The organism is Bacillus sp. AFS073361 (assembly GCF_002567005.1).
In the GTDB taxonomy this organism is placed as follows: Bacteria; Bacillota; Bacilli; order Bacillales; family Cytobacillaceae; genus Neobacillus.
This window is the reverse complement of the sequence record NZ_NUZU01000032.1, coordinates 62,291-82,171: the sequence shown is the minus strand read 5'-3', so window position 1 is coordinate 82,171 and position 19,881 is coordinate 62,291. Positions and strand designations below refer to the sequence as shown.

The following is a 19,881-nucleotide window of genomic DNA, read 5'->3' as shown; positions in this document are numbered from 1 at the left end:
AGTAAATTATGTAATTCATTCTCAGGTGAGTTGATCAGATTTATTTGCCATATTTTCATTGGCCAAGGAGTGGAATTTATTTGTTAATTAAAGAGTGTAAAGGGTTTGAATTAGAAAAAGAAAAATCAAATACTTCTGAGGATTTTTTTAACAGGAGCATCGTTACCTTTTATGAAGATGGAGAGGAAAAAACACTTCATGTTCTATACGTAAGGTATTTTGATGAAATTCGGCATGAATTTACACCATACCAGCAAGACCCAATTTTTGTTCAGCAAGATGATGAAATTGCCTTTAAAGACATTGTAGCGTTGGTCTGTCTCTTGAAAAACCCAGGCCTGCGCAGCCGGAAACGACTTTATATTAATTCTAAGCAGGAATTTGCATCGTATTTTAAAGATATCAATTATAATAAATTACCTGAAATTTTTCTTTCTTTAAATCAAAAGAAAGAATATGAGCTTCGTTCTCCGCTTGAATTCATCATGCAGCCAAAATAAGTATAATAAACGAAGTAAAAAACCTAGGGGGTACACAATGGGGAATACATTGGTAAAATCACAATTAAATGATGTAAAGAGTTTTCTAGGAAGATCTATCTCAACATTAGAGAATTTTTTAAATGAGACAACTATTTCACAATTAAACTTAGAAAATGAAGAAGATACAAACTATAATAAATTGATCTTCGCAAATTTACGAAAAATAGTTGTTTATAGCGAGGAAGGGTTAGATGCATGTTCCGTTATTTTGCAGGGCAGCCCTTTTCAAAAAGCTGCAGCGGAAAAGACGCTTTACAAAATTTACCATCAATGTATTGAAGAGTTTTTCTCTCCGAAAAATGATGCATGGTATGAGGACAGCAGGTCAGCATACACTGGAAGAAATTCTATTAAGTTTTACCGCACTGTATCAGACAATATCGCTCAGTTGGTTAAAAGTTTAGAAGGTGACTTTCAACAAATCAGGGAAGAACTTGAGTATTATGAAACAGACTATAGAACTAAAATGATCCAATCAAAATAAAAAGCGGCAGCGCCATAGCGCTGAAGCTGGACTGTTACCATAGTCGAAAAACTTAATATTTTTATTTTTTTACGGCTGCCCTACAAGGGCAGCTTTGTTTTTGTTCTTATTAAACCGTATCTCTCATACCATTTAGGTAGATTACATCTTAACAGGTCAGGAATGAGGGATGGTATGGATAAATTTAGTCAATATGTAAACGAAATGTTTAAGTGGAATGAGCAAATGAAGCAGTTTCTTCAATCGGAAAAAGAGGGCAGCAGCTCAGAGTTATGGGAACAACTGGATAGTTTTACTGAGTTAATCGAAAGCACAAGAACGCAGTTATCGAATGAAGAACTACTAACATTACAAGCTAAGGCTGAATACATCCATGAGCAAATGGAACATTACTTTAATAGAAAACAAGCGAGCGGTGACATAAGGGTAGGAGAGAAAAGAGTTCCTCTAGGCGGGCATACACTGCCTAACCTCCCCTATCCCTATAATGCTTTGGAACCATATATATCAGAAGAAATCATGAGACTTCATCATGATAAGCATCACCAGGCATATGTTGATGGATTAAATAAAGCAGAACTTAAACTTAAAGAAGCAAGGGAAATAAATGATTTCGCATTAATTAAACACTGGTCAAGAGAGCTTGCTTTTCACGGGTCAGGGCATTATCTTCATTCGATTTTTTGGAAAAACATGAGCCCGCATGGAGGCGGGAGTCCACATGGACCCTTGAAGAGTGGAATAGAAAAATACTTTGGCAGTTTTACGGCATTTAAGAAGCAATTTACTGAAGCGGCCAAACAAGTGGAAGGAGTAGGCTGGGCAATATTAGTTTGGTCACCTCAAGCAAGACATTTGGAGATTTTACAATCTGAACGACATATGCTTTTGACTCAATGGGATACCATTCCACTCTTGGTATTAGATGTTTGGGAGCATGCTTATTATCTTCAGTACAAGAATAAAAGACCTGAATATGTAGACAATTGGTGGAACATAGTCAATTGGCATGATGTAGAAATGCGTTTTGAAAAATCAGCAGACATGAAATGGACAGCAATGTAATAAGGGAAATGAAATTGAGCAGACGGCATGTTGTCGTCTGCTTTCGTTTTTCTTCAGCAAATTGTCATAACAAGCCTTGTCCTGCATAAACTTGTACAAGAAAAATGAAAAGCAGAAACCGCTTTGACTAAAAGAGAAGATAACTTTACAAGGGGACGGGGTAAATCTAATGAGAATGATTTGGAAGCTAGTTATGTATTCCCTCATGGTCTCACTATTCATTGCTAACATTCCTCAAAAGGTGGAAGCTTCTGTTTCCGTAAGTGCAGCAAGTGCTGTTTTAATAGAGCAGAAATCAGGGCGTATCCTTTTTGAGAAAGATGCCCACACAAAAAGAAGAATCGCGAGTATTACGAAAATAATGACTGCGAAGCTAGCGATTGAATCGGGGAAAATGAATGAATATGTAAAAGTAAGTGAACAAGCAACTCGTGCGGAAGGATCATCTGTTTATTTAAAGCCAGGAGAAAAAATTAAACTTAAAGATTTAGTCTATGGATTGATGCTCAGGTCTGGAAATGACACTGCAGTAGCAATAGCCGAATATGTGGGTGGAAGTGTTGAGGGTTTTGCCTATCTAATGAATCAAAAAGCAAAGCAAATCGGGATGTTAAATACCCATTTTTCTAATCCTCATGGCCTTGATGATCATGAAAATCATTACTCCACAGCCTATGACATGGCTGTGTTAATGCGTTATGCCATGCAGGACAAAACCTTTAAAAAAATCTCTGGAACAAAGGTTTATCGAGCACCAAATCCTACGGAAGATTGGGACCGTGTTTGGAAAAATAAAAACCGCTTGCTAACAAAATATAAATATACCACCGGTGGAAAAACAGGGTACACAAAACGGGCCAAACGAACCTTGGTAACAACGGCAACAAAGGGAGATATGAGCTTAATTGCAGTCACCTTAAACGATCCAGATGATTGGAATGACCATATTTCTATGTATGAAAGTGGTTTTAAAGGGTTTGATATGGCTGAAGTGTTAGCTGAGGGTAAGATTGATGGTATTAAGAATAAGGCTTATAAGAATCACCTATATATAAAGAAAACAATTGTTTATCCGGTTACAAGCGAGGAAATGGATTTATTCTCCATAAAATACAAACTGAATAAACCGACACAAAAATTTGATGATGATAAGAAGAATGATGTAGTCGTAGGTAAGGCTGCAGTTTACTTAGATGGGCGTGTTGTCCAAGAAACGCCTATTTACTATCAAAGCGTGCCTGTAAAGAAAGAAGGAATGTTTGAATTCGTAAAGAAAATTTTTCTTATCTTTTGTGGTGTGAAGGACAATGGTTAATTATATCTGGGTGTTTATGTTTATTGTTGGTTTTATTTTCGCATTAATCAATGGAACCATGGCTGAAGTGAACAAAGCAATCTTTGATGGGGCGAAAGAAGCGGTGACACTGTGTATCGGGCTTATTAGTGTTCTGGTCTTTTGGCTTGGAATGATGCGGATTGCGGAGGAATCGGGCCTTCTAGAGCGTCTTTCTAGATTTTTTCGACCGCTAGTTAAACGACTTTTCCCGGAGGTACCAGTTAACCATCCAGCGATGGGATATATATTATCCAATATGATTTCAAATATGTTTGGATTAGGGAACGCTGCCACTCCCTTAGGGATTAAGGCAATGGAAGAATTAAAAAAGTTAAATGGGGGAAAGGATTCTGCCAGCAGATCCATGGTCACCTTTTTAGCAATTAATACAGCAAGTATTACAATTATTCCTACTACTGTCATTGCGATTAGAATGAACTATCATTCAGCATCTCCTACGGAGATTGTCATTCCAACAATCATTGCAACTATTATTTCAGCACTAGGAGCAATCCTAATTGACCGTTATTTCTATTATCGCAGAAACAGAAAAGGATGAGGATGCATGGAACTCATTTCGGTAATTTCATTAACTTTTATTCCATTACTCATTGGATTTATTCTATTATATGGGACAATGAAACGCGTCTCTACCTATGAAAGTTTTGTTGAGGGAGGAAAGGAAGGCATTAAAATTGCTGTATCCATTATTCCCTTTCTAGTTGGTATGCTTGTGGCTATTTCCGTCTTCCGGGCATCTGGTGCACTTGATGCTTTAATGAATTGGATTCGCCCACTCATGAAAACAATGGGCGTACCTGCTGAAATTGTGCCATTACTAATCATAAGGCCAATTTCTGGGAATGCAGCACTTGGGATGACTAGTGATTTAATTGCTGTATATGGTCCAGATTCATTTATTGGCCGTTTAGCATCTGTTTTGCAAGGGAGTACTGACACGACGTTTTATGTGTTAACCGTTTATTTTGGAGCTGTTGGTATTAAAAAAATGGGGGATGCCCTTAAAGTAGGACTCCTCGCGGATGTCGTTGGTATTATTGCGGCGATTGCCGTTGTTGGTTTAATCTTTGGTACAAAATAATTAACACGATTGTAGCATGTTCTTTGGACATGCTATTTTTATTTTTCTGTAATAATATCCGTTACTTTGAAAAGTGAAGGAATTGTGTCATAATTCATAAGGATAGGATGCAGTTTGCTGCTGTCAAATCGTTTTATATAGATAAATTCGAGGTGGAACAATGGAAAGATTACAAAAAGTAATTGCTCGGGCGGGCATTGCTTCTAGAAGAAAAGCAGAGGACCTAATAAAAGAAAGGCGCGTAAAGGTTAATGGAAAGGTTGTTACCGAACTTGGACTGAAAGTTTCTGCATCTGATAGGGTAGAAGTAGATGAAATTCAGATTGAGAAAGAAGAACCTGTTTATTTCCTTTTATATAAACCACGAGGAGTTATCTCAAGTGTTAATGATGATAAGGGCAGAAAAGTAGTCACAGATTTCTTTCCGCATCTAAAAGAAAGAATTTATCCCGTTGGACGTCTTGATTATGATACATCAGGTTTATTAGTGCTAACCAATGACGGGGAATTTGCTAATATACTGATGCATCCTAAAAATGAAATTGATAAGGTTTATGTAGCAAAAGTGAAAGGAATTCCCTTAAAGGAAAATTTAAGGAAACTAGAAAGGGGTATCCGTCTAGAAGATGGTAAAACGGCCCCTGCAAGAGTGAAATTACTCTCGGCAGATAATAAAAAACAAACTGCAATCGTTGAAATAACCATCCATGAAGGTAGAAATCGTCAGGTTAGAAGGATGTTCGAAGCGATTGGCCATGAAGTGGTGAAATTAAAGCGTGAACGCTACGGTTTTTTAACATTAAGTGGTTTAAGAACAGGTGACGCAAGAGAACTGACACCACATGAAGTAAAGCAACTTAGAGCACTTGGGATGGGGTCTGCCAAAAAAAATTCATAAAACCGTCACAAATTACGTTCTGCGTTAACACTGTGAATATATTGAGAAATGCTATAATTAGACAAACTGTGTCAAGTGGTTATGGGAGGGTTTTCTTATGAAAAAACGGCGATTAGTTATAAGATCCATCATCTTACTATTACTAGGTGCTGCCGTTGTTTATACGTTGTATCAAAATTTTACAAACGATACGAAACAAAAAGTTGCGGTAGGTGCACAGGCTCCTGATTTTGCATTGGTCGATATGCAAGGAAAAAAGCATCAGCTTTCAGATTACCGTGGACAAGGGGTATTCCTGAATTTCTGGGGAACATGGTGCCCGCCATGTAAAAAGGAAATGCCTTATATTAATAATCAGTATCATCAGTATAAAGACAAAGGTGTTCAAGTCTTGACAGTAGATATTCAAGAATCTGAACTCGCAGTTAATCAATTTGCAGAGCGTTTAAAACTGGATTTTCCAATTATGATTGATACGGATAAAGAAGTCATGAATACTTATGGTATTGATCCGCTTCCAGCTACTTTTTTAATTGATAAAAATGGCGAAGTTGTAAATTATTATACTGGTGAACTCACGGAAGAAAAAGTAAGGGAGTTTATGGAGAAAATTAAACCTTAAGGTTGTAGGGAGTTTTTTCGAATGAAGGATGTTAAATGTGAATGTGGGCATGTGAATCCCCATGGAACCGTTTTATGTGAAGCATGTGGAAAAGAGCTGATCGTTCAATCTACTACAGAACAGCTTATTGATATGCGTTATGAAGGGAGTGCACGCCGTTCACAAACATATAATAAAACGATTATTGATAAAATATGGAACTTTTTTTCATCAGTAAAAGTTGGCGTTTGGCTGATTATAATCACCTTAATTGCCTCATCACTTGGTACCATATTGCCTCAAGAAATGTATATCGATTTACCTCCAGATGTATACTACGAACAAGAATATGGCTGGTTTGGTAAATTATATTACCAATTGGGATTTAATAACCTATATAGTTCTTGGTGGTACTTAGTTTTGATTGCAATGATTGGAATATCGCTAGTCATTTGTAGTCTTGATCGTGTTGTGCCATTGTATAAGGCTCTTAAAGCCCAAAGAGTAACTCGACATGAAGGTTTTTTAAAACGTCAGCGTGTTTTCGGGGTGAACGAATCAGCAAGTGAAAGTGATTTTTCAATCGTTAAGAAACATTTACAAGAACGGCGCTACAATATTCGAGAAGAAAATGGAGATATTCTAGCGGAAAAGGGTCGTTTTTCTCGCTGGGGTCCATACGTAAACCATGTCGGTTTAATTATTTTCTTATTCGGCGGTATGCTGCGCTTTATTCCAGGAATGTATGTTAACGAGGACCTTTGGGTGCGTGAAGGTGAAACAGCTGTTGTTCCAGAGACGGATGGAAAGTTCTATCTTCAAAATAACAAGTTCATTCTGGAGCATTACGATAAAAATAAAGATAAAACCTTTGAAAAGGCGATTGATAAGGCCGGGGAAGTTGTAAAAAATTATCAATCTAACGTTGTTCTATATAAACGAGTTGGAGAAAATCTCCCTGGAGAGAAACCAACCCTTAAAAAGGTTGAAGATTATAAGGTACGTGTAAATTTACCACTCACATATGAAGGCTATTCGGTTTTCCAGGCTTCATTCAGGAATGAATTAAATAAAATGTCATTTGGTTTGACAAATAAAAAGACAAACCAATCCATGGGCGAACTTACAGTTGACCTAAGAGATCCGAAGATGAAATATGACCTCGGAAAGGGCTACTCAGTTGAAATACTAAACTATTTTCCTGACTTTGAATTTGCAGACAATGGCGAGCCAACCACTAAATCACGGGTACCCAACAACCCTGCTTTTGTCTTTCGGATGGTGACTCCTGATAAGCCAAAAGGAGAAACAAGTTTTGTAGCCATCAAGCAAACAATTGAACCATTTGGTGATAACCAATATAAGATGTCCTTCAATGGAATCGAAACAACAAATGTTTCAGGCTTTATTGTTCGTAAAGATTCAACCCTTTGGGTGATTATTATAGGTGGAATCATCTTTATGATTGGTGTCATTCAAGGTGCCTATTGGAATCATCGCCGCATTTGGCTTCAAAATAAAAACGGCGAAGTCTGGATTGCTGCGCACACAAATAAAAATTGGTATGGATTAAAACGAGAAATTGAAGGTGTATTGGCAGATACGAATCTTAAAATGCCAATTGATCAAACTCAATTAGAAGAATCGGATAAGGGGGGAGTCTAGTTGGTATCAATAAGTAGTAATTTATTATTTATTTCTTTTATTATATATTTAGTTGCAACCCTATTTTTTGGCGGGTCGATTAAATCCAAAAAGCAAGGGGAAGAAAAGCAAGGAACCAATAAGTGGGGGAAAATAGCAGTCTTTTTAACGATTATTGGTTTTATCTCCCAATTAGGTTATTTTATTACGAGATGGATTGCGGCAGGACACGCTCCAGTAAGTAATATGTTTGAGTTTACAACATTCTTTGGAATGGCTCTAGTCGGTGCATTTATTGTTATATATTTTATTTATCGAACTACATTACTTGGATTATTTACCATGCCTGTGGCTATTTTGGTTATCGCTTATGCAAGTATGTTTCCGAAGGATATTTCGCCACTAATTCCTGCGCTGCAAAGTTATTGGCTACATATTCATGTTACGACTGCGGCAATTGGGGAAGCTATTTTAGCGATTAGTTTTGCTGCTGGGCTTATTTATCTTGTTAAGGCAATTGATCAAACCAAATTAAGCAAACAAACCTTTTGGCTTGAAATGGTGATGTTTGCACTTGTTGCAGTCATTGGATTTGTTGCTGTTTCCTCCATTTTTTCTGGTTTGGGTTATCATGAAAAATTTAATTGGATTGATAAACACGATAACGCGTCTGTGCTTGAATATACAATGCCTGCGCTTTCTGGTCCACATGAAGGAGAATTAGTAACTAAAGATGGATTTAAACCTTTGTTCGAGGTTCCAGCTTTTATTAATGCAAAAAAATTAAATACAGTCATTTGGTCATTGATGGCGGGGATTGTTATTTATGGCGTCATTAGATTAATTTTAAGAAAGCGAATTGCAGCGGCACTTAAGCCGATTGTAAAAAATATTAAACTAGACTTTGTGGATGAAATCAGCTATCGATCTGTGTTAATCGGTTTTCCTGTTTTTACGCTAGGTGCCCTGATTTTTGCAATGATTTGGGCCCAAATGGCTTGGTCGCGGTTTTGGGGCTGGGATCCAAAAGAAGTATGGGCATTAATTACTTGGTTGTTTTACGCAGCATTTTTACATCTACGTCTTTCAAAAGGCTGGCATGGAGAAAAATCCGCATGGCTAGCTGTTATTGGTTTTGTCATAATTATGTTTAACCTGGTTGCAGTAAATCTTGTTATTGCTGGACTCCATTCCTATGCAGGTTAAATTGCTTTAAAGCTAAATTTTATAGCCTTCACTTTTATTAAAGTGAGGGCCTTTTTAAAACTCAAATGTTTATAGTTTGTCAAAATATTGACACAATTTTTCAGGTGAATTAGCAGGAAATTATAGCATAAAACAATAGTGTTTTGTAAAATAAACTCCATGGGGGGATTATTAATGGATAAAGACGTGAAAATTTTAGTGGTAGATGATGAAGAAAGAATTCGTCGCTTATTAAAAATGTACTTAGAGCGAGAAGATTATATAATTGATGAAGCGGAAGACGGGAATGAGGCATTAGAGAAAGCATTTGCTAATGATTATGATGCCATTCTCCTCGACCTAATGATGCCTGGTAAGGATGGAATTGAAGTTTGTCGTGAATTAAGAGAAAAAAAGGCAACGCCAGTAATCATGCTGACAGCAAAAGGGGAAGAAATCAATCGAGTTCAAGGATTCGAAGTGGGAACAGACGATTATATTGTTAAACCATTCAGTCCCCGGGAAGTTGTCTTAAGGGTTAAAGCGTTGTTAAGAAGATCATCACAAACTAGTTACCTGCAAACGGAAACAACAACTAAAGACGTCATTGTATTTCCGCACTTAACAATTGATAATGATGCACACAGAGTATCAGCTAATGGTAAAGATGTTAGTTTAACTCCAAAAGAATATGAATTACTTTATTTCTTATCGAAAGCGCCTGATAAGGTTTTTGACCGGGAACAATTACTTAAAGAAGTCTGGCATTACGAGTTTTTCGGAGATCTGCGAACAGTAGATACACATGTAAAGCGTCTCCGTGAAAAATTAAATAAAGTTTCCGAGCCGGCTGCTAGAATGATCGTTACAGTTTGGGGTGTAGGCTATAAATTTGAGGTTATTAATGAATGACCTTTTTAAGAAGTGTTGTAGGAAAGCTATGGTTAACGATTCTTTTATTAGTTTCAGTTGTGCTTTTCATCTTAACAATCATGCTTCTCGAATTTTTCCAAAACTACAATACTCTTGGGATGAAAGAGGATTTAACCAATACAGCCGAGAAGATTGCTAACGTTTTAGAAGGCCATACTAATGGGGAATTATCACTTGGATTAGAGATATCCTGGGAAATTATCGATAAAGTAAATAATGTTGTCATCATCAAAAATGATAATGAAATCTACTACTCTCCAAACACAGAAAAGACGAAAAGATTATCATTGACAGATATTAAGAATGACCCAAATTTATCACAGGTCTTTCAAAGAGACGTTAATGTAGAAAAGGTTTCCACACTTACGTTCAATGAAAATGATGATGATGGAAAGGGAACAAAGTTTACGATTATCGGTGTACCTTTGCATCTTCCTGGCGAAAAGCATAGTGCTGTATTTATTTATCAATCAATGGAAGTCATGCAGGAAACAACTCATGAAACAACAAAATTTATTCTACTTGTGGCTGGCGTTGCAATTATTCTTACAACGATTTTTGCATTCTTTTTATCTACAAGAATTGCTGCTCCGTTAAGAAAGATGAGGGAAGCAGCATTTGAAGTGGCTCGAGGGAAGTTCGATACCAAAGTTCCAATCCTCACTCACGATGAAATTGGTGAATTAGCAACTGCGTTTAATCAAATGGGCAGACAATTGAAATTCAATATGAGTGCACTCAGCCAAGAAAAAGAGCAGCTATCAAGTATCTTAAGTAGTATGGCAGATGGAGTTATTACTTTTAATCGGGATGGTACAATCTTAATTACTAATCCCCCGGCTGACCGTTTTCTACAATATTGGTATTATGAAATGGGTGTATTAAGTGCTGATTCTGAGGCTATCCCAACGGAGGTAATGGATCTATTTCAACAAGCAGTAGATACTGAGTCTGAACAAATTGGTGAAATTTCGTTTCAAGGCAGGCATTGGGTCATCTTAGTAAGCCCCTTATATAGTAACCGTTTTATCCGCGGTGCTGTTGCTGTTTTAAGGGATATGACAGAGGAACGGCAGCTAGATAAGATGAGACAAGATTTTATTGCAAATGTTTCACATGAACTTAGAACACCTATATCGATGTTACAAGGGTATAGTGAGGCGATTGTAGATGATATTGCTGAATCCCAGGAAGAGAAAAAGGAAATGGCAAAGGTTATCTACGATGAATCATTGCGGATGGGCCGGCTTGTAAATGAGTTGCTGGATCTGGCGCGAATGGAAGCGGGTCATCTTCAACTAACAATGGAAGAAATTGATATTTCTTCATTTATTAATCGTATAATCCATAAGTTTCAGGGTTTAGCTAAAGATAATGAAATTCGATTGTATGTGGAGATTGAAAATGGAATCACCTCTATTTCTTTTGATCCTGATCGAATCGAACAGGTACTCACTAATTTAATTGATAATGCAATCAGACATACACCTAAAGGTGGATCAGTTAAATTAAGTGTCGGATCTGAAGAAAAGGGAATCATGATTGGAGTAAAGGATTCTGGCTCTGGTATTCCTGAAGAAGACTTGCCGTTCGTTTTTGAGCGCTTTTATAAAGCTGATAAGGCACGAACTAGAGGAAGAGCAGGAACAGGCCTTGGACTAGCCATAGCAAAAAATATTATTGATGCACATCATGGTCATATCTCGGTTCAAAGTAAACTTGGACAGGGGACGACATTTTCCTTTTTAGTACCTCGAAAATAGTAAAATGAACAAGTTTTTTGCCGACTGTTCTTGATTCACGGGGAACATTTAAGAAAAAAATATTGTTCAATCAAAAACTCATCCATAAAAATAGGATGAGTTTTTTGTCAAATCTTTAGGAAATCTATTCCAAATAATACCTTTCATTTTGTCACAAAAAAGTCTATATTTATAAGGTGAAACTTTTTATACATATAAATCGACTAATATTATGAACGGGGAGGGGAATGGATGGACTCCGTTTTCGATGAACTTTATCAAAAATACCATCACGACGTTTTTCAATTTCTATTTTATATGGTTAGAAACAAAGAACAAGCAGAGGATCTTGTCCAAGAGGTTTATATAAGGGTATTTAAATCCTATCGTCGTTTTGAAGGGAAAAGCAGTGAGAAAACATGGCTTTTTTCGATTGCGAGAAATGTAGCTATAGACTTTTTCCGAAAACAAAAAGGTTGGAAAGGAAGATTACTGGAAAAATTCGATTGGTCAACTGATCAACTGAAAGACGGATATCCGATTCCAGAAGAAATTGCAGTACAAAGGGAAGAAATCAGATGGGTATATAATTGCCTCGAATATTGCACACTGGATCAAAGAGCTGTAATAATTCTACGGTATATACAAGATTTATCTATTTCTGAAACTGCCCAAGCACTAGGATGGACTGAAAGTAAGGTGAAAACTACACAACACCGTTCGTTAAAGGTATTGAAGAAGCATATGGAACTTTCTTATGAAAAGGAGGGATTAACTAGTGAAAAAGTCAGAGTGGAGCGATAAGCAGCTCGAAGAATTATTAAGGCAGATGCCTAAAATACAAGATGATCGCAATCCTCGTGACATTTACGAAAATCTTCCGATAAGAAAAAAGAAACCAAAACAATGGCTGGTACCTGGTCTTGCTACTGTTGCTGCCTTGCTCATCTTCTTTATCTTAATTCCTAAATTAATGGTCGGGCCACAATATTCAGAGGATCACGCTGGTCAAGAAAAATCATCTGTAGAGCGTGACATACAAAAGGCAGATGAAAATTCAACCATTGCATTGAAAAAGGAGGATGCAAGTCCAAAAGCATGGACATTTTCAGGAGCTGATAAAACTCAAACTTCGAAAACGGCTATTTATGATGAAGAAGTGGGTGATGGAAAAGTATTAACCTTCTGGATTCCTGACCCCCAAATACAAATCCTTGTACCCGTTTCAACAATAATTAATGATTCAAATGAGAAAAAATGGCTAGAGTTATTTAATGAAAATATGGTGAATTTAAAGGAGCAGGAATGGGGATTAAGTGAATTCTATCCTCTTAGTGCTTCATTGAAACTTGATGAAAAAAATAATGCTATCTTAGTCGATGTTCCATCAAACCATCAGTATGGACAAGGATCAGCGACAGAAACAAATTTCATTAATGTACTGAAAAAAGATATCTCCTCCAATAGTGATATTAAAAAGATAAGATTTTCAACCAATGGTGAACCTGGTATTGAATTGGGGAATTATGGTCATCAAGACGAAGTGAGGATAAAGCAACAAAAGAATCATGCCTACTTCTTTTATTATTCTGAGGGTAATGATATACCCTTCCTAGTCCCATCTATAGAAAAATATGAAGATATTAAGACGGCTGTTGAGGAAATGAAAAAGGATCAGCCCACACTAGGATTAAAAAGTTCACTTTTACCTGCACTTCCGATAAATGAGGTTTCTATTAAAGAGAAAACGTTAATTGTATCAATAGAGGATAATACGAGCCTTCAAGATGATCAATCAACAATCAACGCTTATGAGTCACTGTTATTAACTGCAAAAGAATTCGGATTAGAAAAAGTCTTTATTACGAACCCGCCAATAAAAAATCTTGGTCCATTTGACCTGTCAAAAAAGAACAAAGTACCGCTGGCTCCGAATCAACGGACATTACAATAATTTACTTAATCAACCGTTAAAGGTTGATTTTTTAATGAATATTATTTATCATTTCTCCAAATTATAACAAGTATGCCTAATCACTCCACCGATAAGGAATATGTTCTAAAGGTGAAAAATACTACATATTGTGTGGAGGAGGAAAAGAAATAAGGAGAGTGACTAAAGAAAATGCGAGATTACATAAAAAGGGTTATTATAGCCCTAATTATGGCGCTATGTGTCAGTTTGTTATTTTTAGGAGGAAAACATTCCGAAGCTAGTATGCAGGTTAATAAAGAGATGAAGGATGGATGGATATGGCCTGCAGATGGTATAGTTTCTGATACATATGGAACAAGGATGGGTAAGCATAAGGGAATTGATATCGCTGGAAAATTAAATACACCTGTACTAGCAGTTGCTGACGGACAGGTGGTGAAATCTTATTACTCTAATACATATGGAAACGTAGTGTTTATTAAACACCCAAGTCATTTAGTAACTGTCTATGCACATTTAAACAAGAGAAACGTGTTTCAAGGACAAAAGATTAAGCAAGGTACAGTAATAGGAAAAATGGGGGAAACTGGACAAGCTACAGGGATACATCTCCATTTTGAAACGCATCAGCAAGAATGGAGATATGATAAGAAGTTTGCATTGGATCCAGAAAAGATATTAGGAAAAGCTGACACAGGGGAGACAGTACGCGGAGGGATTGCCGCAAGCAATGGCGTTGTATTAGAAGCGAGCTCACATATTAAATTCAATCATGAGGATAAAATCAAGGTGACAAACCAGCAATATATCGTCAAACAAGGTGATACATTGTATTCGATTTCGAGGGAAAAAAACATCTCGGTGACCCGGATTAAAGAGTTAAACCACCTTTCCACCGACTTGATCAAACCTAAACAAATATTGAATATACATTAATTTCACGCAGCAAGACCCGCAGACTATTTTCTGCGGGTCTTGTTACGTGAAACCTTTTACTTAACAAAAGATAAGTTCTGCAGTATAATTGAAATTGTAATTTAATATCGATCTATCTTCGGGGCAGGGTGAAATTCCCGATCGGCGGTATTTGAGTAAAACTCATAAGCCCGCGAGCCGTTTTATGGCAGGATTTGGTGAGATTCCAAAGCCGACAGTATAGTCTGGATGGGAGAAGATGGAGGTTCTGCAGACGTTCAAAAAAAATTTATATTAATGAACGTTTATTAAGCGTGCCTTTGTAAACTCCCTTAAGCGAATTATTGCTGAGGGAGTTTTTATTTACATTGGTCTCGTCTGTTGCTGAACCTCTCTTCCTTAACGCGATGGATCAAAAAAAGGAGAGAGGAAGATGAAGAAAATGCAGAAAAAGAGGAAAATGAACGTTAGGGCTTATGTGTCAATAGGAATGCTGAGTAGTATTGCTTTTCTGTTAATGCTCATACAATTTCCGTTGCCGCTATTCCCAAATTTCTTGTTTGTCGATTTCAGTGACATTCCAGCATTAATTGCCACATTGATTTTTGGACCGATTGCAGGAATTTTAGTTGAGTTTTTTAAAAATGTCCTTAATTATATTCAGACAGGTAGTCAAACAGGAATTCCAGTGGGGCAGATAGCCAATTTCGTTGCGGGAATTGTTTTTATCCTGCCGACTTATTTTGTATATAATAGACTTAAGACTAGAAAAGGTATGACGCTAGCATTAATTTTTGGTACGGCAATCATGGCAGTTATGATGAGTATTTTAAACTACTTGGTAATTTTACCTGCATATACTGTTCTAATGGGCTTTCCAGATATGAGGAATTTAGTATTGCCAGCAATCTTACCATTTAACCTTTTAAAAGGAGTCATGATGTCCATCATCTTCATGCTTCTGTTCATACGGATGCAAGCATGGATCAATAAATTTACTACAATTAAAAGCGCCTAAGTAGCTAAAGGACAGGGGGAATCATTCCTCCTGTTTTATTTTGTAAACAAAAATAAAGGCCCCTCACCTAAAATAGGAGAGAGGCAGTAGCTTAAACGTATTATCCTAAATATTACTCAAATTTAGTTGGATTGCCATCAAAAGCTTCGTCAGCTACTTTAATGGAATCAGTAGGACAGCCTTCGAAAGCATCCATCATGTCATCGATTAATACATCAGGAATTTCAACAATTCCTTCATTATCATCAAGTGTTACGTATGCGATACCTTCATCATCGTAATCATAGATATCTGGTGCTGCCGCGCCGCAAGCTCCACATGCAATGCATGTTTCCTTATCAACAATTGTGTACTTTGCCATGAAAAAAACCTCCCAGTAAATTAAAAAAATAAGACTCATTTCCATTATTAATATGAAAACGGATAACTCATATCTATTGTAAAACTGTATCGTCAACTTTTCAATAGAAAAATGCCTTTATCACTTTAGTTTATCCAAGTGTTTTGCTAAATCTTCCACATTTTTGGGCATCAAGATCCTTTATTTCATGGTAGAATAAAGAGAGAAAATGGTGTTTTTGGTCGAATATGTGCGAAATAAGTGATGGGAGGTTCGTATGCTCCAAATTGAATCCATCATTCTTTATAGTATAAAACAATTAAATAAGGAACGGACCATTTATTCGGTCTATCACCTTCTTAATGGAAAAAAGTCATCGCAAACTATCCAAGATGCCCATTTATTTTCGTTGAAAAGTTTTTTTGGGATTTATGAGCAATTATCCAGAGAATCTTTTGAAGAAATAATTCAATCGATGAGTGAAAAAAAGTGGGTAAAAAATATCGGAGAACAACGATTTATAGTTACGCTTCTTGGAAAAGAGCTTCTAGAAAAAACTCAACTGCCGAAGTATATTCATGGCTGGAACTATCATCAAATGACCTCCTTATTTTGGGAAAGATTGTCCCTATTAGTACAGGTGATATCCAATTTAATGTTCGGAGAAACAAGATATACTCCCATCCAAAAAAACAAAGAAGTTCATACTTGGTTAAAATCCGCTCTAAAAAGTATGAATCTGCCTAGGATGGAAATGGGGACAATTTTTTATTCAGAATTAGAAGATTGTCTTGACGCGGGAAACGGGTTTGACCCTGCCATCTTAGTAATTCGGTTAACAGGTTTTCAACAAATTGGCTTGACCCCTCTTCAAGCAGCCAAACAGTTAAATATAAATTTTCACGACTACCAAATTGGTTTTACAAATACACTTCATTATTTATTGCGAAAAATTGAGGAAGATGGTTATAAGTTTAAAATTTTGCCTTTTTTAATTAAAGGTCTAATGAAAAATGATGAATTAACGTTATCTACCAGGAAAACACAAAGATTATTAAATCAAGGATATACACTTGATATGATTGCAAATATAAGGCACTTAAAATTAAGTACAATAGAAGACCATCTGGTTGAATTAGCCCTAAATATGGAGAATTTCTCCATCGATACTTACGTAGATAAAGAATTACAAAATAAGATTTTAGAAATTTCACACCAAATAGCAACTAAACAGTTAAAGTTAATTCGAGAAAAGATTGTAACCGCGACATATTTTCAAATAAGACTAGTATTGGCGAAATATGGTGATAGATAATGGAACTAGAAAAAGTATTAATAGAACATTTTGGTTATCCAAGTTTTAAGACTGGACAAAAAGAGGTAATCACATCAATTTTGTCTGGCCATCATACATTGGCTATGCTTCCGACAGGAACAGGAAAATCATTGTGTTACCAACTGCCAGGGCTAATGTTAAAGGGGCAAATTTTAATAGTATCGCCACTTCTCTCACTGATGCAAGACCAAGTGGAACATTTTAAGAAATTTGGTGAAAAGAGAGTCATTGCGTTAAACTCCTTTCTTAGTGCAGATGAAAGGAAAAATGCACTTCATCAATTGAAACAGTATAAGTATATCTTCATCTCACCTGAAATGTTAATGGTTCCTTTTATCCTTCGCAAACTACAAGAACTTACAGTTTCATTGTTTGTAGTCGATGAAGCTCATTGTATTTCCCAATGGGGATTTGACTTTCGGCCAGATTATTCAAAACTAGGTGAAATTAGAAAAAAGTTTGGCGATCCACTCACACTTGCGCTGACTGCAACTGCTACCAAAAAAGTAAGAGAGGACATCATTCGTTCACTTGATTTGGATGAAATTAAAAAAATAGAGTCCACAATTGACAGGCCAAATATAGGTTTTTATGTTAAAGAATTATTAGAATTCCGCGAAAAGCAAGGGGTTGTCTGTGAGCTTGTTGCCAATTTGCAAAAGCCTGGGATTATTTATTTTTCAAGTAAAAAAATGGCGGAACAAATGGCTTCCTTGTTATCAGATAAAGGAATCTGCCGAGCGATGGCCTATCATAGCGGTTTGGACCAATCCACTAGAATACTGATTCAACAGCAGTTTGTGTATGGACAATTAGATGTTATATGTGCCACAAGTGCCTTTGGCATGGGAATAAATAAGGACAATATCCGGTTTGTTATTCATTATCATATGCCGATGCAAATAGAATCGTATCTCCAAGAAATTGGAAGGGCTGGTCGAGATGGCAAACCTAGTATTGCCATCCTTTTATATACGCCTGGGGATGAACAACTGCCGATTCAACTTGCGGAGAGTGAATTACCATCTGAGCAGCAAATAGACTGGTTGTTTAATAAACTGGACGAGAAACGGATGTTAATAGATGGGAAGATGACTTTAGATATCAATTTAATGGATCTTGGCGGTTTCTCGGAAATTCAATGGCGGATTGTTGAGGACTTTGTAATAAATACTTCTCTTGAAACAATAAGTATTAAACAATTAAGAAACATCATTAAAGAGTTTGTTCTGGAAAGATTAGCAATTAAAAAGAATAATATTTATCGAATGAAAAAATGGGCTGAATCTAGATTATGCAGACGTCAAAATATTTTACAATATTTTGATGAAACACTATTAAACAAGGTAAACAAATGCTGTGACATATGCGGACTTCAAATAATCGACTACCAAACAAGTCATTCTAGTGATTTACCTTTGGTGAGAAAAACGGAACAAAACTGGAAAGAATTACTTGCCAAAATTCTAATCAATAGTGAGTTGAGGGAATGAAAAAGAAGTATTTTGAATTAATAAATGGATTAACGGATAGAGATTTGCTTTTTCATCTGTATATGACACAAATCATTCTCTGTGTCATCTCGTTACTATTGGGGTTTATATTTTTTGACCATTTCTCCTATTTAGAAAATATAATTTTGGATGACTCTAACATTTTTATAATTGGGATTCCTGCGGGAGTAATCATTGTGATGTTAGATGTTCTTTTAATGAAATGGCTGCCTTCTTCCTTTTATGATGACGGGGGGTTAAATGAAAGAATCTTTAAAAATAGAAACTTTTTTCACATCATACTGATTGCTTTTTTTGTAGCGTTTAGTGAGGAATTATTGTTTAGAGGAATCATACAAACAAAAGTAGGATTGGTTTTTGCGAGCATTATTTTTGCAATTATTCACTATCGATATCTTTTTAATTGGTTTTTATTTGTAAATATTGTTATATTAAGCTTTTTGATTGGTGTAATTTTTGAATGGACCAATAATTTAGCGGTTACAATTGTTATGCATTTTGTTATTGATTTTTTATTAGGTGTTTATATAAAATGTAAAAGTCCAACTAGAGAAGACCCACGGGGAGGAGTGCGGCTATGAATAGCGAAGAACCATACAGGGACCAGGCGGAACGTTTGAAACAACGTATAGAAAAAATTAATGAGAAAGTGGACGCCAAGGATGACTTGCCGCCTCGTGAGCATATCCATCGGAGAAAGAAGAAAAAAACAAAGTGGAAGCTAAAATACCCAGTCATCCGTTTATTAGTTTTGTTCTTTATTCTCCTGCCGATTATTATTTTTAGTGTAATTTCGTACCGTGATGGAGCTAAAAAAGTTAATGGAGTTCCAAATACCACCGAGGATTCTGTTGGATATGAAACCATTAATTTAGAAACGTCAAATGACGAAGAAGAAACAAAAACCGAGGATTTTGATCAATCAAAGGAAACGAATCCTGCTAATAATGAAACAAAACAAACTAGCAACGAGGTAAAACATTCTGAAACTAAAAAACCCTTAAAAAAAACAACAGGAACTTCGAGAGAATCACAAATAAAGTCTACTGTAACGCATACAGTTAAACGAAACGAAAATCTATATAGAATAGCCTTAAAGTACTACCAATCTCCCAAGGGGATGGACATCATTATGAAAGCCAATCATCTTCGGAGTAAGCAAGTAAATGCAGGTCAGGTCTTGAAAATACCGATAAACAATTAGCCGATCCCTTAGTGATCGGTTTTTTCATGAAGAAATCATAATAGAAAGGACAAGTTCATATGTATATATATAGAAATGGAGGGTGA

General features: G+C 36.2%; 21 protein-coding genes and 1 riboswitch. Of the genes, 20 read left to right on the top strand and 1 reads right to left on the bottom strand.

The window, feature by feature from the left end; genetic code table 11:
* The first annotated feature begins 80 nt into the window (after positions 1 to 80).
* The 16 genes from COJ96_RS16210 to COJ96_RS16135 all read left to right on the top strand — a co-directional run bounded on the left by COJ96_RS16210 (position 81) and on the right by COJ96_RS16135 (position 15,401).
* The gene (locus COJ96_RS16210) at positions 81 to 500 is read left to right on the top strand and encodes a hypothetical protein (RefSeq protein ID WP_098574850.1); all 420 of its coding nucleotides are present in this window, start codon (positions 81 to 83) and stop codon (positions 498 to 500) included.
* 37 nt (positions 501 to 537) lie between these two features.
* Positions 538 to 1,026 carry a YpuI family protein gene (locus COJ96_RS16205; protein ID WP_098574849.1) on the top strand — a complete coding sequence of 163 codons (489 nt, stop codon included), beginning with the start codon at positions 538 to 540 and terminating at the stop codon, positions 1,024 to 1,026.
* Positions 1,027 to 1,200: 174 nt separating this feature from the next.
* Complete coding sequence (locus COJ96_RS16200) at positions 1,201 to 2,091, top strand: superoxide dismutase (protein WP_098574848.1); 891 nt, start codon at positions 1,201 to 1,203, stop codon at positions 2,089 to 2,091.
* Positions 2,092 to 2,260: 169 nt separating this feature from the next.
* The gene (locus tag COJ96_RS16195) at positions 2,261 to 3,406 is read left to right on the top strand and encodes a D-alanyl-D-alanine carboxypeptidase family protein (RefSeq protein WP_257148537.1); all 1,146 of its coding nucleotides are present in this window, start codon (positions 2,261 to 2,263) and stop codon (positions 3,404 to 3,406) included.
* Positions 3,399 to 3,986: a nucleoside recognition domain-containing protein gene (locus tag COJ96_RS16190; protein WP_026563973.1), complete on the top strand. Its 588-nt coding sequence runs from the start codon at positions 3,399 to 3,401 to the stop codon at positions 3,984 to 3,986. The genes COJ96_RS16195 and COJ96_RS16190 overlap by 8 nt, the downstream gene beginning before the upstream one ends.
* A 6-nt stretch (positions 3,987 to 3,992) precedes the next feature.
* Positions 3,993 to 4,529, top strand: a complete 537-nt coding sequence (locus COJ96_RS16185; protein WP_098574847.1) for a spore maturation protein — start codon at positions 3,993 to 3,995, stop codon at positions 4,527 to 4,529.
* Between the two features lie 160 nt (positions 4,530 to 4,689).
* Entirely contained in the window at positions 4,690 to 5,427 is a 738-nt protein-coding gene (gene rluB / locus COJ96_RS16180) for a 23S rRNA pseudouridine(2605) synthase RluB (protein WP_098574846.1), read from the top strand.
* A 97-nt stretch (positions 5,428 to 5,524) separates the two neighbouring features.
* A complete protein-coding gene (resA, locus tag COJ96_RS16175) occupies positions 5,525 to 6,049 on the top strand; it encodes a thiol-disulfide oxidoreductase ResA (RefSeq protein WP_098574845.1) in 525 nt (174 codons plus the stop codon).
* Positions 6,050 to 6,070: 21 nt separating this feature from the next.
* Positions 6,071 to 7,693 (top strand): cytochrome c biogenesis protein ResB, encoded by a 1,623-nt coding sequence (gene resB / locus COJ96_RS16170; RefSeq protein ID WP_098574844.1) that lies wholly within the window; start codon positions 6,071 to 6,073, stop codon positions 7,691 to 7,693.
* Positions 7,694 to 8,878 carry a c-type cytochrome biogenesis protein CcsB gene (gene ccsB, locus COJ96_RS16165; RefSeq protein WP_098574843.1) on the top strand — a complete coding sequence of 395 codons (1,185 nt, stop codon included), beginning with the start codon at positions 7,694 to 7,696 and terminating at the stop codon, positions 8,876 to 8,878.
* 174 nt (positions 8,879 to 9,052) lie between these two features.
* Complete coding sequence (locus COJ96_RS16160; RefSeq protein ID WP_098574842.1) at positions 9,053 to 9,769, top strand: response regulator transcription factor; 717 nt, start codon at positions 9,053 to 9,055, stop codon at positions 9,767 to 9,769.
* Positions 9,766 to 11,553: an ATP-binding protein gene (locus COJ96_RS16155; RefSeq protein ID WP_098574841.1), complete on the top strand. Its 1,788-nt coding sequence runs from the start codon at positions 9,766 to 9,768 to the stop codon at positions 11,551 to 11,553. The genes COJ96_RS16160 and COJ96_RS16155 overlap by 4 nt, the downstream gene beginning before the upstream one ends.
* Before the next feature lie 231 nt (positions 11,554 to 11,784).
* A complete protein-coding gene (gene sigX, locus COJ96_RS16150) occupies positions 11,785 to 12,336 on the top strand; it encodes an RNA polymerase sigma factor SigX (RefSeq protein WP_098574840.1) in 552 nt (183 codons plus the stop codon).
* The gene (locus COJ96_RS16145; protein WP_098574839.1) at positions 12,311 to 13,486 is read left to right on the top strand and encodes a hypothetical protein; all 1,176 of its coding nucleotides are present in this window, start codon (positions 12,311 to 12,313) and stop codon (positions 13,484 to 13,486) included. The genes sigX and COJ96_RS16145 overlap by 26 nt, the downstream gene beginning before the upstream one ends.
* A gap of 171 nt (positions 13,487 to 13,657) precedes the next feature.
* Positions 13,658 to 14,404, top strand: a complete 747-nt coding sequence (locus COJ96_RS16140; RefSeq protein WP_098574838.1) for a peptidoglycan DD-metalloendopeptidase family protein — start codon at positions 13,658 to 13,660, stop codon at positions 14,402 to 14,404.
* A gap of 110 nt (positions 14,405 to 14,514) precedes the next feature.
* Positions 14,515 to 14,648: riboswitch (FMN riboswitch) on the top strand.
* Between the two features lie 168 nt (positions 14,649 to 14,816).
* Entirely contained in the window at positions 14,817 to 15,401 is a 585-nt protein-coding gene (locus COJ96_RS16135; RefSeq protein WP_098574837.1) for an ECF transporter S component, read from the top strand.
* A 112-nt stretch (positions 15,402 to 15,513) separates the two neighbouring features.
* On the opposite strand, the gene COJ96_RS16130 is transcribed toward COJ96_RS16135, so the two are convergent.
* A complete protein-coding gene (locus COJ96_RS16130) occupies positions 15,514 to 15,762 on the bottom strand; it encodes a ferredoxin (RefSeq protein ID WP_098574836.1) in 249 nt (82 codons plus the stop codon).
* A 256-nt stretch (positions 15,763 to 16,018) separates the two neighbouring features.
* On the opposite strand from COJ96_RS16130, the gene COJ96_RS16125 reads away from it, so the two are divergent.
* Genes COJ96_RS16125 through COJ96_RS16110 form a run of 4 tightly spaced genes read left to right on the top strand, consistent with a single transcriptional unit; the run spans position 16,019 to position 19,795 of the window.
* Complete coding sequence (locus COJ96_RS16125; RefSeq protein ID WP_098574835.1) at positions 16,019 to 17,056, top strand: YpbB family protein; 1,038 nt, start codon at positions 16,019 to 16,021, stop codon at positions 17,054 to 17,056.
* Positions 17,056 to 18,570, top strand: coding sequence for a RecQ family ATP-dependent DNA helicase (locus tag COJ96_RS16120; protein ID WP_098574834.1), 1,515 nt, complete (start codon positions 17,056 to 17,058; stop codon positions 18,568 to 18,570). The genes COJ96_RS16125 and COJ96_RS16120 overlap by 1 nt, the downstream gene beginning before the upstream one ends.
* The gene (locus tag COJ96_RS16115; RefSeq protein ID WP_098574833.1) at positions 18,567 to 19,172 is read left to right on the top strand and encodes a CPBP family intramembrane glutamic endopeptidase; all 606 of its coding nucleotides are present in this window, start codon (positions 18,567 to 18,569) and stop codon (positions 19,170 to 19,172) included. Before COJ96_RS16120 ends, COJ96_RS16115 begins: the two co-directional genes overlap by 4 nt.
* Positions 19,169 to 19,795 carry a LysM peptidoglycan-binding domain-containing protein gene (locus tag COJ96_RS16110; RefSeq protein WP_098574832.1) on the top strand — a complete coding sequence of 209 codons (627 nt, stop codon included), beginning with the start codon at positions 19,169 to 19,171 and terminating at the stop codon, positions 19,793 to 19,795. The genes COJ96_RS16115 and COJ96_RS16110 overlap by 4 nt, the downstream gene beginning before the upstream one ends.
* Positions 19,796 to 19,881 lie beyond the last annotated feature (86 nt).